This is a genomic window from Hymenobacter polaris (genome assembly GCF_012927305.1).
In the GTDB taxonomy this organism is placed as follows: domain Bacteria; phylum Bacteroidota; class Bacteroidia; order Cytophagales; family Hymenobacteraceae; genus Hymenobacter; species Hymenobacter polaris.
The window spans coordinates 1,781,305-1,793,590 of record NZ_JABBGH010000001.1 but is presented as its reverse complement, the minus strand read 5'-3'; the positions used below and the strand labels follow the sequence as shown (position 1 = coordinate 1,793,590).

Annotated in this window: 12 protein-coding genes; 6 read left to right on the top strand and 6 right to left on the bottom strand. The window is 65.8% G+C overall.

Features of this window, described 5'->3' with window-relative positions; genetic code table 11:
* Positions 1-14 precede the first annotated feature (14 nt).
* Positions 15-1,229, bottom strand: coding sequence for a proline dehydrogenase family protein (locus HHL22_RS07675; protein WP_169530340.1), 1,215 nt, complete (start codon positions 1,227-1,229; stop codon positions 15-17).
* A gap of 251 nt (positions 1,230-1,480) precedes the next feature.
* Between HHL22_RS07675 and HHL22_RS07670 the strand changes: the two genes are divergently transcribed.
* Positions 1,481-2,614 (top strand): chorismate mutase, encoded by a 1,134-nt coding sequence (locus tag HHL22_RS07670; protein ID WP_169530339.1) that lies wholly within the window; start codon positions 1,481-1,483, stop codon positions 2,612-2,614.
* 12 nt (positions 2,615-2,626) lie between these two features.
* On the opposite strand, the gene HHL22_RS07665 is transcribed toward HHL22_RS07670, so the two are convergent.
* The 4 genes from HHL22_RS07665 to HHL22_RS07650 all read right to left on the bottom strand — a co-directional run bounded on the left by HHL22_RS07665 (position 2,627) and on the right by HHL22_RS07650 (position 4,506).
* A complete protein-coding gene (locus tag HHL22_RS07665; RefSeq protein ID WP_169530338.1) occupies positions 2,627-3,031 on the bottom strand; it encodes a hypothetical protein in 405 nt (134 codons plus the stop codon).
* Positions 3,032-3,178: 147 nt separating this feature from the next.
* Positions 3,179-3,586, bottom strand: coding sequence for a hypothetical protein (locus HHL22_RS07660; RefSeq protein WP_169530337.1), 408 nt, complete (start codon positions 3,584-3,586; stop codon positions 3,179-3,181).
* A 14-nt stretch (positions 3,587-3,600) separates the two neighbouring features.
* Positions 3,601-4,035 (bottom strand): hypothetical protein, encoded by a 435-nt coding sequence (locus tag HHL22_RS07655; RefSeq protein WP_169530336.1) that lies wholly within the window; start codon positions 4,033-4,035, stop codon positions 3,601-3,603.
* A gap of 12 nt (positions 4,036-4,047) precedes the next feature.
* Positions 4,048-4,506, bottom strand: coding sequence for a hypothetical protein (locus HHL22_RS07650; protein WP_169530335.1), 459 nt, complete (start codon positions 4,504-4,506; stop codon positions 4,048-4,050).
* 139 nt (positions 4,507-4,645) lie between these two features.
* Between HHL22_RS07650 and aroB the strand changes: the two genes are divergently transcribed.
* From aroB to HHL22_RS07635, 3 genes are all read left to right on the top strand, one after another.
* Positions 4,646-5,689, top strand: coding sequence for a 3-dehydroquinate synthase (gene aroB, locus HHL22_RS07645; protein WP_169530334.1), 1,044 nt, complete (start codon positions 4,646-4,648; stop codon positions 5,687-5,689).
* Between the two features lie 101 nt (positions 5,690-5,790).
* A complete protein-coding gene (locus HHL22_RS07640; protein WP_169530333.1) occupies positions 5,791-7,041 on the top strand; it encodes a 3-phosphoshikimate 1-carboxyvinyltransferase in 1,251 nt (416 codons plus the stop codon).
* Positions 7,042-7,235: 194 nt separating this feature from the next.
* Positions 7,236-9,965, top strand: coding sequence for an alpha-L-rhamnosidase-related protein (locus HHL22_RS07635; protein WP_169530332.1), 2,730 nt, complete (start codon positions 7,236-7,238; stop codon positions 9,963-9,965).
* Positions 9,966-10,170: 205 nt separating this feature from the next.
* Here the strand turns inward: HHL22_RS07635 and HHL22_RS07630 are convergent, their stop codons facing one another.
* Entirely contained in the window at positions 10,171-10,530 is a 360-nt protein-coding gene (locus HHL22_RS07630) for an STAS domain-containing protein (RefSeq protein ID WP_169530331.1), read from the bottom strand.
* A 289-nt stretch (positions 10,531-10,819) separates the two neighbouring features.
* On the opposite strand from HHL22_RS07630, the gene HHL22_RS07625 reads away from it, so the two are divergent.
* Both HHL22_RS07625 and HHL22_RS07620 read left to right on the top strand, forming a co-directional pair.
* Positions 10,820-11,077, top strand: coding sequence for a hypothetical protein (locus HHL22_RS07625; protein WP_169530330.1), 258 nt, complete (start codon positions 10,820-10,822; stop codon positions 11,075-11,077).
* A gap of 2 nt (positions 11,078-11,079) precedes the next feature.
* The gene (locus HHL22_RS07620; RefSeq protein WP_169530329.1) at positions 11,080-12,177 is read left to right on the top strand and encodes an ABC transporter permease; all 1,098 of its coding nucleotides are present in this window, start codon (positions 11,080-11,082) and stop codon (positions 12,175-12,177) included.
* The last annotated feature ends 109 nt before the right edge of the window (positions 12,178-12,286 follow it).

Here is a 12,286-nt window from a genome sequence, read left to right as displayed (position 1 = left end):
CCGTTTGCCAGCAGCTATTTCTTGCCGCTGCGGCGATTTAACTCCTTCTTTATCAGGCCAAACTCGCGGCTACTCTGGCCCGCGATGGCGGTGTTCTCATTGGCTCGGCGCAGCAAATAGGGCATCACGGCTTCCACGGGGCCGTAGGGCACGTACTTGGCCGTGTGGTAGCCGGCGTGGGCCAGATTATAGCTCAGGTTGTCGCTCATGCCGTAGAGCTGCGCAAACCATACGCGCTCGTCCTGGGGGGCCACGCCAGCCTCGCGCATCAACTCGGTAAGCAGGCGCGAGCTGGCCTCGTTGTGGGTGCCCGCGCACAGGCTGATGCGGTCGAGGTGCTGCACGCTGAAGCGCAGCGACTCGTCGTAGAGGTCGTCGGTGGCTTGCTTGCTGGGGTTGATGGGCGTGGGCAGGCCGCGCTGCTGGGCCAGGCGGGCTTCCTTCTCCATGTAAGCGCCGCGCACCAGTTTCACCCCTAGGTAGTAGCTGCCCTGCACCGCCCGCTCGTAGGCCGCCTTAAAGGCGTCGAGCCGGTCGTGGCGATACAGTTGGTAGGTGTTCCATACAATGGCGCGCTCTTGGTTGTAGCGCTGCATCATGGCCTCGGCCAGCTCGTCGATGGTGTGCTGAATCCAGCTTTCCTCGGCATCCACAAACAGGCGCACGCCACGCTCGTGGGCGCTGGCGCACAGCGCGTTCAGGCGCTGCTCGCCGCGCGCAAAGGCGGCCCGTTCGGTTTGCCCTAGGGGGATGCCCGCCTGCTTCTTCTCGAGTAGCGCGGTGGGCATCAGGCCCGTTACCTTAAACACCGAGAACGGAATGTGGGGCGTGGTGGCGGCCAGCGCAATGGTGGCCAGTATCTCGTCGCGGGTGCGGTCGAAGCTGTAGTCGTTGCCGGCGCCTTCCACCGAGTAGTCGAGGATGGTGCCAATGTGGTAGCGTCCCAGCTCGTTTATCACCGGCTGGCACTCGGCAATGGTTTCGCCGCCGCAAAACTGCCGGAATATCGTGTTTTTGATGAGCAGCTTCACGCCGGGCAGGTGCCACTGCAGGGCCGACTGCATAAGCCCGCCGCCGAGCTTTACCAGGCTGCCGTTGTTCATGGCCGCAAACAGCAGGTACATTTTGCGCAAGTCGGCGTCCGACTTGGCTTCGAAGGCAATGCGGGTATCCTCGAACGAAACGGGGGCTACGGGCGCGGCCGGAACGGCAGGGGAGGGGGCAGGCATGGGTAGGAGAGGGGGAAGAAGCTGGGGCCGGCCCTAGGCGCAATGCGGCGCGCCAGAGCCCTAGGGCCACTGCCCGCGCTACCTCGCTGCCGGCCCAGTACGGTACTACTACGCGAAGGTAACGCCGCCCGCCCCAACCCGGTTCGTACCTTTGCGGCCACTACCAAGCAGAGTGGCACTCTGCTCAGAATTTGCGCCCGCCGGCCCCGGCGGCGCGGGCGCGGGGTGCCACCCGGCGCCCTGCCCAGCTCATGCCAACTACCCCCACCGCCGACACCTTCTTCACCCGTCGGCTAGCCCAGAAGGGCAACCCCCTCATTATTGCCGGCCCCTGCTCGGCCGAATCGGAAGAGCAGGTGCTGGCCGTGGCCCGCGCCCTGAAGGCCGCCGGCCAGGCCGACATCTACCGCGCTGGCATTTGGAAGCCGCGCACCAAGCCCGGCGGCTTCGAAGGCCGCGGCACGGCGGCCCTACCCTGGCTGCAAGCCGCCCGCCAGGAAACCGGCCTGCCCATGGCCATTGAGGTGGCCACGCCCAAGCACGTAGAGGAGGCGCTGAAGCACGGCATCGACGTGCTCTGGATTGGGGCGCGCACCACCGTCAACCCCTTCGCCGTGCAAGAGCTGGCCGATGCGCTGGCCGGCACCGGCGTGCCGGTGATGGTGAAGAACCCCGTCAACCCCGACCTGGCGCTCTGGATTGGCGCCATCGAGCGGCTGGAGCGGGCGGGCATCCGCGACCTGGCGGCTATCCACCGGGGGTTCAGTACGTTTGCGCCCTCGCGCTACCGCAACGCGCCCACCTGGGCCATTCCGATTGAGCTGAAAACGCGCCGACCCGACCTGGTGCTCCTTAACGACCCCAGCCACATCGGCGGCCGGCGCGACTTGCTGCTGCCCATTGCCCAAAAGGCGCTCGACCTCGACTACGACGGCCTCATCATCGAAACTCACCCCGACCCCGACCACGCCCTGAGCGACGCCGCCCAGCAGGTGACGCCGGCGCGGCTGCAGGAAATCCTGAGCGAGCTGAAGTACCGCTACCGCAGCTCCGACAACGCTGACTACCGTAATAAGGCCGAGGAGCTGCGCCAGAAGATGGACGAGGCCGACCACGAGCTGCTGGAGGTGCTAACCCGCCGCGCCGCCCTGACGCAGGAGCTGGCCGAGTACAAGAAGGAGAACAACGTGAAGATTTTGCAGCTTGAGCGCTGGCAGGAAATCTTCCGCACCCGCCCCGAGTGGGCCGCCCGGCTGGGCCTCAACGAGCGCTTCATTGCCGAGCTCTACAAGCTCATCCACATCGAGAGCATCCGCCAGCAAACCGAAGTGCTCAACGGCCGCGCCATCGACGCGGTGCCCGCCCCGCTGGGGCCGGGGCTATAGCGGCGGGTGGCCCTAGGGCACCCGGAGGTAGGTGCGAATGGAGGCATCAAAAGCGCAGCCGTCTTTTGTACTGTCGATTATTAGGGTATCGCCGCGTAGCTTGTATATGCCATCTGGCGCATAAATATTAGCTATTGAGTTCAGTATAAGGAAGTCACGGTCAGCAAACTTTGAATTGCAGGTTGAGCTACGATTTATGAAATAAGTGCCATGAGCTTCTAGATGCTTTTTGAGAAAAAACCGGAATTGACCTTTATTGTCAAGCACAAGAATTATGTTGGAAGGCTTTTTGGGTAGTGCTAGAGCCGAATCCTCAATAAGGCGCCAGGTGCCGACCAGCGAGCTAGGCGCTGGCTCGTTGGTCGGGTGATGGTCAGCAAGACAACCGGCCAGTAGGAAGGCAAAAACTGGTTTCACAAGGAGAAAATTACAGCGAATTTGTAGTCCGTGAGTAGGGGCGGGGCTTGCCCCCGCCCATCGTTGAACGAAATCGGCTAAGCGGTGCAGGCGACGGGCGGGGACAAGCCCCGCCCCTACGGTACCCGGACCCTAGAGGCCAGCACTTCACTGCCGCTTGTAGGTAGCCACTGGCGCATCGGCGATGCACGCCGAGCCTTGGTCGATAACCAGCTTGTTGGCTTGCAGCGTGTAGGCTCCGCTGGGTGCGTAGGCCCCTACCGAGTCGGGCACTAGGCGCAGCAGCGACTGGCTGGCGCCTTGGCCGCACAGGTTGCCCTGGCTAGTAGCGTAGCGGCCCGCCGACTTCAGCCTACCGCCCCGGTAAAGCTGGTAGCGCTGGTTGGCTTCGAGCAGCAGCTGCTCGTCGGGAAGCCAGCCGGCGGGGCAGTAGCATTGCAGGTTGGTGAGGTGCCAGGTGCCTACCAGCTCATCGCCCGGGGTGGGGTCGGCCTGCTGGTGCGTGCAGCCGCCTAGGCTCAGCAGCAGGATAAAGGTAGCTAACGTGCGGTTCATGGGTTGGGGAGGGGCTAGCGTTGGCGCCGGAAGGTGTAGCGCGGGCCATCGGCGGCCAGGCACTGGTCGATAATGAGCGTATCGCCGCGCAGCGTGTAGTTGCCGTGCGGGGCGTAGGCATTGGGCGTGGCCGGCGCTACTTGCAGCAGGGGCTCGGCGCTGGCTGCGGCACTGCATGCCGAGCCCGTGCCCAGGGCGTAGGTGCCGGCGGCGGCGAGCTTGTCGTTGACGAGATACTGGAAGTGCCGCGCCGAGTCCAGCAGCAGGCGCTGGTTGGGTACGGTGTTGGTGGCTGGGCAAAAGCACTGCAAGGCTACCAGCCGCCAGGTGCCCACCACCGAGGTGCCCGCGGCAACATCGGCTTCGGCGGTGGTGGCAGGCGGCACGGCTTCGCGGTGGCAGGCGCCTAGGGCCAGCGCCAGCACCAAAGAGGGGGCAAGAATTTTCATAGGTCAGAAAGGTTAGTTGGCTACCCAGTGGTAGGTTTCGAAGCCGCCCGCATCGGCGCAGGCCGCCTCGCCGGTGATGCTGAGCAGCTGCCGCCCGTTTTGCTCGGTCACGGCGTAGGTCCGGCGGTCGCTGTTGGGTAGCTTTTGCTCGTCGGTGGCGTAGGTGACGATGGGGAACGTGGCCGAGCCCGTGCCGCACGGCAGCAGCCCCACCGACAACTCGTAGGGCACGCGCAAGTCGGGCTGGCCGCTGCGGCGCAGCAGCAATTGGTGGTCGGCCCCGAAGGTGAGCTGCCGCGAGTAGCCCTCGGTGGCCGGGGTGCGGCGGCCGCCCATGTAGGCGGTGGCGTCCCATTCCCAGTGGCCGGTGCCCAGCGCCAGCTCGTCGTAGGTGGCGGGCCGGATGTCGGCATCGGTCTGGCAGCCAGCTAGTAGCAGGCCAAAAGCAACGAGTAAAACTACTTTTTTCACGGTGGGCCGGGCAGAAAGGAAGTCAAGTGTGAAGACTTGATGGAAAAAGTGGGCCAGCCGTTGCGTGGGATACTAAAAAATAGTGCTTCAGGCTGCTTGCCGTTTCTTTGCGGCACTTACCCGTCCAACCCCGCGCCCGTTGACCGCTCCCCTCGCCATTGGCCCCGAGGCCCTGCCCGCCCTCGCCGAGTTTCTAGCCCACGCTGCCCCCAGCCGTCTGTTTGTGCTGGCCGACACCAATACCGCCCGCGCCTGCTACCCCCTGCTGCAGCCCCACCTGCCCCCGGCCCACGAGCTGCTCACCATTGAGGCCGGCGAAGCGTATAAAACGCTGGCTACCTGCGAGCTGGTGTGGAGCTGGCTTACTGCCCAGCAGGCCGACCGCCACGCGTTGCTGCTGTGCCTGGGCGGCGGCGTCGTCACCGACCTGGGGGGCTTTTGCGCGGCCACCTACAAGCGCGGCATCCGGTGCGTGGGGGTGCCCACCTCGCTGCTAGCCCAGGTAGATGCCGCCGTGGGAGGCAAGACGGGCGTTGACTTCCAGGGCTTTAAAAACCACATCGGAGTGTTTCAGGAGCCGGCCGGGGTGTTTATGGCGCCCGCTTTCTTGGCAACGCTGCCACCCGAGGAACTGCGCTCGGGCTACGCCGAGGTCGTTAAGCACGCCCTCATTGCCGATGCCGCCGCCTTCGAGGCGCTGCGAGGGCTGGACCTGGCCGCCGCGCCCGCCTGGACGCCCATTATCCGCCATTCGGTGGCCATCAAGCAAGGCATTGTGGCCCAGGACCCCCACGAGCGGGGCCCGCGCAAGCTGCTCAACTTCGGCCACACCGTGGGCCACGCCATCGAAAGCTACCTACTCACCCAGCCCGGCCGCGAGGTGCGCCACGGCGAGGCCATCGCCGCCGGTATGGTGTGCGAAAGCTGGCTCTCGGTGCGGCGCGGCTTGCTGCCCGCGGCAGCCCTAGGGGCTATCGAGCAGGTTATCGACGCCTCGTTTGCGCCCATTTCCATCCTCACCCTCGAGCGCGAGTTAATTGCCGCCTACGCCACCCACGACAAGAAGAACGAGGCCGGCCGCATCAACTGCACCCTGCTGGCGGGCATCGGCCAGGGCGTGTTCGACCAGGTGATTACCCTAGCCGAAGTGGCTGACTCTCTGGCTTATTACCAACAACGATAATCTTACTGCGGAAGTCGCGGAGGTTTTTCGCGGAAGCCGCGGAAGTACGACCTCCGCGACTTCCGCGAAAAACTTCCGCGCCCTCCGCGGTTAAAAAACCTATGCTTACTCTCTCCTGGCCCGGCGGCCCCTTGCGCGGCACCGGCCGGCTGCCCGCCTCTAAAAGCGAAGCCAACCGCGCCCTGCTGCTGCAGAAGCTAGCCGGCGGCGGCACCCTCACCAACCTATCCGAAGCCAACGACACCGTGCTGATGCAGCGCCTGCTAACCCAGGCCACCACGGCTGACTACCTCGACGCCGAGGACGCTGGTACCGTCATGCGCTTTATGACGGCCTACTTGGCGGCCACCGGCTGGCGCGGCCTGCTCACCGGCGCGGCCCGCATGAAGCAGCGCCCCATTGGCGTGCTGGTAGAGGCGCTGCGGGCCCTAGGGGCGGTTATCACCTACGAAGAAGCCGAGGGCTACCCGCCCCTGCGCTTCGGCGGGCAGCCGGTGGCCGCGCCCGCCAGTGGCCCCGCCGAGCTAATGGTACGCGGTGACATCAGCAGCCAGTACATTTCGGCCCTGCTCATGGTAGGGCCCACGCTGCCCGGCGGCCTGCGCCTACGCCTGACGGGCGAGGTTGGCTCGCGCCCCTACATCAACATGACGCTCAGCCTGATGGAGCATTTTGGTGCCACCGCCACCCTAGGGCCGGGCGAGACGATAACCGTGGCCCCCGGCGGCTACCGCCCGGCCGACTATGAGGTGGAAAGCGACTGGTCGGCGGCCAGCTACTGGTACGCGCTGGTGGCGCTGGCCCCGCCCGGCTCGGCCGCCACGCTGCCCGGCCTGCGGGCGCGCTCGTGGCAGGGCGACCACGTGATTCAGCAAATCATGCACCCCCTAGGGGTCGAAACCGAGTTTCTGGCCGACGGCGGGGCCTACCTGCGGCAGGTGCCCCTGGCCCCGGCGTCGCTGCTCGCCCAGCCCCTCGACTTCACCGACTGCCCCGACCTGGCCCAGACGGTGGCCGTGGTGGCGGCGGCCCTAGGGGTGCCGCTGCGCCTGATGGGCCTGCACAGCCTGCGCATCAAGGAAACCGACCGCATCGCGGCCGTGCAAGCCGAGCTGCGCAAGTTTGGCGCCGACATGCCCGAGGTAGCGCCGGGCGTATTCGAGATGCAGGCCACTGACTTTAAGGTGGATAACCAGGAAATCAATACTTACGACGACCACCGCATGGCCATGGCCTTCGCGCCGCTGGCCGTGCGCGGACCGCTGCGGGTGCACGAGCCGCAGGTGGTGCGCAAGTCGTACCCCAGCTTTTGGCGCGCGCTGGCGGCGGTAGGCGTTTCGGTTGGTGATTAACGGTTAGTGATTAGTGCTTAATAAAAGGCCGTCATGCTGAGCCCCGCGAAGCATCTCTACCGAACGGTACTCGAACGACGCGGTAGAGATGCTTCGCGGGGCTCAGCATGACGGTCTTTTATTAAGCACTAATCACTAAACACTACTTTTGGCGGGCCTGGCCGACCATTCACCGCGGCCGGGCCCGACTTGCTATGACGCATTTGCTGCGCTGGCGGCCCGGCACCCTGCTGCTGGGCGGGCTGCTGCTAGGGGCCTGCCGCCACCCCACCGGCACTACCGACGCTACCAACAAGAACGTGGTCTGGAAATCTGACGCTTACACCCTTTACCGCGACAGCGTGACGCAGGGCGCCAACCACGCCCGCGCACTGTCGGCCACCGAGCTGACCTCCAACTACCAAAGCCCCGCCAACGAGCGCCTGAGCCCGCTGCTGACCTTTAAGTTCAGCATCAACGGCAAGGACAACGAGCTGCCGCCCGGCCAGGACAACACCTTTCTGGCCTTGCCCACCGCCGCAGGCGCGCCCCTCGAAACGCCCGTTATTACCTGGGGCCAGCGCTCGCAGGAAACGCGCCCGGTGCCCACCGACCAGTTTCTGGCGCCCAGTACGCAGGTGAAAATCCGGGTGGATATGCGGCCGGTGCTGGCGGCCCTAGGCCAGCAGGGCTACTATACCACCTTCAAGGGCGAGAAGATATATAAGGCTGATTTCAAGCACGTATTCGTGGCCGGCACGCCCGCGCCGCTGAGCTGGGACTTCGACAACCTGCACAACAAGACCGAGCTGGAGCTGCACGACGCCGACGGCGACGGCATCTACGAAACCACGCTCACCTTCAACGTGCCCCAGGCCGCGCCGGCCACCGCGCCGCGCTGGCAAGCCAGCCTCCACCCCGCCGGCTTGCCGCAGTACAAGTCCGACTACCCGCTGGCCGACGCCCTCTACAACCTGGCCCTGGAGGAAGCCAAGCGCGCCGTGGAGCCCGACGGCACCTTCCGCACCGGCAAAGAGTGGGCCGGCGTCTGGACGCGCGACATCAGCTACTCCATCATCCTGGCGCAGGCCATTTTGCAGCCCCAGGTGGGCATGACCAGCCTGCTGCGCAAGGTGAGCCCTGAGGGCCGCATCATTCAGGATACGGGCACCGGCGGGGCCTACCCGTGCAGCACCGACCGGGTGATCTGGGCGGTGGCGGCCTGGGAAATCTACAAGGTGACCGGCGACGAGGCCTGGCTTAAAAAAGTGTACCCCATCGTGCTGAAGTCCTTGCAGGACGATGCCCAGAACGTGTACGACCCCGCCACCGGCCTGGCGCGGGGCGAGTCGTCGTTTCTGGACTGGCGCGAGCAAACCTATCCGCGCTGGATGCAGCCGGTCGATATTTACGAAAGCGAAAACCTGGGCACCAACGCTGTTCATTTCCAGGCCAATACCGTGCTGGCACTGATGGCCCGGCAGCTGGGCCAGGCTGACGTAGCCACCCAGCACGAGCAAGTGGCCGCCCGCATCCGGCAGGCAATGAACGAGCGCTTCTGGCAGGATGGCCCCGGCTACTACGGGCAGTACCTGTACGGGCGCCTGTACCCTTCGCTCTCCCCTAGGGCCGAGGCGCTGGGCGAGGCGCTGAGCGTGTGGTTTGGGGTGGCCGACGCGGCGCGGGCCCGCACCGTGGTGAGCAAGACGCCCACCGTGCCCTTCGGCATCCCGTGCATTTATCCCCAGATTCCGGGCATCCCGCCCTACCACAACGACGCGGTGTGGCCCTTCGTGCAAAGCTTCTGGGCCCTGGCCGCCGCCCAGGCCGGCAACGAAGCCTCGCTGACGGAGAGCATGGCGGCGGTGTACCGCCCGGCGGCGCTGTTCCTCACCAACAAGGAGAATTTCGTGGCCGGCAGCGGCGACTTCGCGGGCACCCAAATCAACAGTAGCAACATGCTCTGGAGCCTCTCGGGTAGCCTAGGGCTGGTGTACCGCATTTTGCTGGGGATGCACTACGAAACCGACCGCCTGGTTTTCCGGCCCTTCGTGCCGCAGGCGTTTGCCGGCCAGCGCACGCTCACGGGCTTCAAGTACCGCCGGGCGGTGCTGGATATTGACGTGCAGGGCTTCGGCAACGAGATAAAGACCATCACCCTCGACGGGCAGCCGCTGGCCGGCGCGGCCGTGCCCGCCACGCTGAGCGGCCGGCACAAAATCCACATCGAGCTGAGCAGCCAGGCGCCGGCCGGCGCGCCGGTGCACCGCGTGCCCAACCGCTTTAGTCCCGAAACGCCCCAAGTCACCTACGCAGGCGGCCGCCTGAGCTGGCCCGCGCTTCCCGGCGTGCAGGAGTATAAAATCTTGAAAAACGGCGTGGTAGTCGCCGCCGGCCCCGCCACCGAGCACGCCGTGGCGGCGCCTACCGACGTGGTGGCCGAGTACCAAGTGCTGGCCGTGGGTGGCAATGGCCTGCAGTCGTTTGCCAGCGAGCCGCTCAACGTGGGCCCCGCGCCGCTGCAGGTGCAGCTCGAAACCCTGGCCCCGCCCGCTGCCTACCCCTACCAGGGCTTCACCGGCGCGGGCTTCGTGGAAATCAGCACCACTAAAAACCCGCGCCTGAGCCTGCCCGTGACCGTGCCCGCCGCCGGCCGCTACGCCCTCGACTTTCGCTACGCCAACGGCAACGGCCCCACCAACACCAACAACAAGTGCGCCCTGCGCACCCTGCGCGACGCCCAGGGCCGGCAGCTGGGCACCGTGGTGCTGCCCCAGCGCGGAGTGGATGAGTGGAGCAACTGGGGCTACTCCAACGCCGTGCTGGTGCAGCTGCCCGCCGGCACCAGCACCCTCACCCTCGCCTACGAGCCTGCCAACACCAACATGAACGGCGCCGTCAACCAAGCCATGCTCGACTGCCTGCGCCTGCGCCGGGTAGAATGAAGTAGGGCCCTAGGGGCTACTTGAGGCAAAAAAGGCCGTCATGCTGAGCTTGCCGAAGCGTCTCTACCGCGTAAGTAATCCCAACGTTAGGAGTTACTTACACGGTAGAGATGCTTCGGCAAGCTCAGCATGACGGCCTTTTTATACTGTACTAACCGTTGGCACCCCCCAGCAGGCCTTTGGAACGCCGGTGGGTCCTAGGCCCCTATTCGGGCAGAATGTAGCGTGGCCCCTCAAACTCGGCGGCCGAGCGCAGCTGCAGTAGCTGCTGCAAGCCGCTGGTGGCTAGCTGGCTCAGCACGTGGGCCGACAGGCCGCACCAATAGCACACCACGCCGGCCGCGCGGGCCAGGCTTTCGGTGCGCAGCAGCGTGCGCTGGCCGCTGGCCGACACCTCTAGCAGCTGCTGGCAATCGACCCACAGGCGGGTGGGGTGGCTGGCCAGCAGGCGCCGGGTGGCCTGCTCTAGCTGGGCCACGTCGGCGGGGGTGGTGCAGCTGCCGCGCAGGCTAAGCCCCAAGCACCCGCGGTGCCCGCCTGCGTGAATGGTGAGCGGCTTGTTCATGGCAAAGGCGACAGGAGGGAGAGAAATAGAGGAAAGCAAATATAGGCATCTGCTGCCTTCGCTGCTATTATGAAAGTATGACGTAAAAACCCCTTGATTATGAGCGTTGAAGCTCGCGGAATGAGCCGGCCTGAGCTAGTAGTTCAGCGGTAGTAAAGTAAAACTTGGCAGGTTAAAAATACAATGAATACCTACAAAATTTACTAATTTAGTAATGCAAGACCGTTCCTGCGTCGGCGGCGCGGAAAGCGGGGGAGCGGCTCGCGTTTTAGCTCTATTTTTGCCCCCTATGACGGATGCCGAATTTGACCTGCTGGACGAGCTATACTTTGTAACGCCCTTCCGCACCCTACTGGAAAAAACCGGCCTGCCCGCGGCCGAGCTGCAGGAGCTGCTGGGCGGCCTGCTGGCCCAAGGCCTACTGCGCTACTACTGGCCCGACCCCGACACCGAGCTAGCTTACGAGCCCACCACCTTCGGGGCCCTGGGGCGCGATGCCAGCTACCTGGCCTCGAAAGAGGGCCTGCTGCAGCACAACACCCGCTAGCCGTGGCTGCCCTAGCCCCCGCCCCGCCCGACACCACGCCCGGCGGCCTCGACTCGGCCGTGGTGGTGCCGCCGGCCCCGGTGCGCACGCCCGGCTACTACGTGCGCCAGCGCCTGTGGGCCAACCGCCCGGCCGTGGCGGGGCTGGTGTTCATCGGCCTGTGCGCGCTGATGGCCTTGCTGGGCTACTGGGTGCTGCCCGACCCCAGCCCCGACGCCAACAACGGCCTGGTGCAGCTGCAAAAGCAGCCGCCCGGCTTCGTGGCTACGCTGCGCCAGGTGCCCGACCCCACCGCGCCGCCGCCCGGCAACGCCCTGCAAGTATGGCTGCACGGCCGCCCGCCCCAGGTGCGCGACGAGCTGGCCACCGCGCCCCCTAGGGCCGCCGGCCCGGCGCCGGGCCGCCTGGTGCGCCGCACCTACTGGCTGGGCACCGACAAGGCCGGGCGCGACGAGCTAAGCCGGCTGCTGCTGGGCACGCGCATCTCGCTGGGTATCGGGCTGGTGGCGGTGCTCATTTCGCTGGCCCTAGGGATTAGCATTGGGGCGGTGGCGGGCTACTTCGGCGGCGCGCTCGATAGCGTGCTGCTGGGGCTGATGACCGTGGTGTGGAGCATTCCGGGTATTATGCTGGTCATTGGCATTTCGCTGGCGCTCGATAGCAAGGCGGTGTGGGTCAGCTTCCTGGCCGTGGGGCTCACCATGTGGGTGGACGTGGCGCGGGTGGTGCGCGGGCAGGTGCTGGGTTTGCGCTCGGCCACGTTCATTGAGGCGGGGCGGGTGCTGGGGCTGCCCACCAGCCGGCTCATTTTTGTGCACCTGCTGCCCAACCTGCGTGGGCCGCTCATTGTGCTGGCCACCAGCAACTTTGCCGCCGCCATTCTGCTCGAAGCGGGCCTCAGCTTTCTGGGCCTGGGGGTGCAGCCGCCGGCCCCCAGCTGGGGCCTGATGGTGAAGGAGGGCTACGACCTGCTGGGCACCACGGCCGGCCTGTGGCTCACCCTGCTGCCGGGCCTGGCCATTAGCCTACTGGTACTTAGCTTCAACGTGGTGGGCAACGGGCTGCGCGACGCCTTCGACCCCAAAACCCCGCTCGCCTAGCCCGGTACGGCCCAGCTTAGCGCGCCTGCCGCGCCGGTTGTAATATTGTAGTCGCAACTTTTGCGTTTATTGCCGCCTCGCCCGCACCATTCGGTTGCCGAAGGCTCCC

Coding starts and splice junctions, on each gene's coding strand:
- HHL22_RS07635 (WP_169530332.1), top strand. CDS start 7,236: ATGACGCATTTGCTGCGCTGGCGGCCCGGCACCCTGCTGCTGGGCGGG.
- HHL22_RS07625 (WP_169530330.1), top strand. CDS start 10,820: ATGACGGATGCCGAATTTGACCTGCTGGACGAGCTATACTTTGTAACG.
- HHL22_RS07640 (WP_169530333.1), top strand. CDS start 5,791: ATGCTTACTCTCTCCTGGCCCGGCGGCCCCTTGCGCGGCACCGGCCGG.
- HHL22_RS07660 (WP_169530337.1), bottom strand. CDS start 3,586: ATGAACCGCACGTTAGCTACCTTTATCCTGCTGCTGAGCCTAGGCGGC.
- HHL22_RS07655 (WP_169530336.1), bottom strand. CDS start 4,035: ATGAAAATTCTTGCCCCCTCTTTGGTGCTGGCGCTGGCCCTAGGCGCC.
- HHL22_RS07630 (WP_169530331.1), bottom strand. CDS start 10,530: ATGAACAAGCCGCTCACCATTCACGCAGGCGGGCACCGCGGGTGCTTG.
- HHL22_RS07675 (WP_169530340.1), bottom strand. CDS start 1,229: ATGCCTGCCCCCTCCCCTGCCGTTCCGGCCGCGCCCGTAGCCCCCGTT.
- HHL22_RS07670 (WP_169530339.1), top strand. CDS start 1,481: ATGCCAACTACCCCCACCGCCGACACCTTCTTCACCCGTCGGCTAGCC.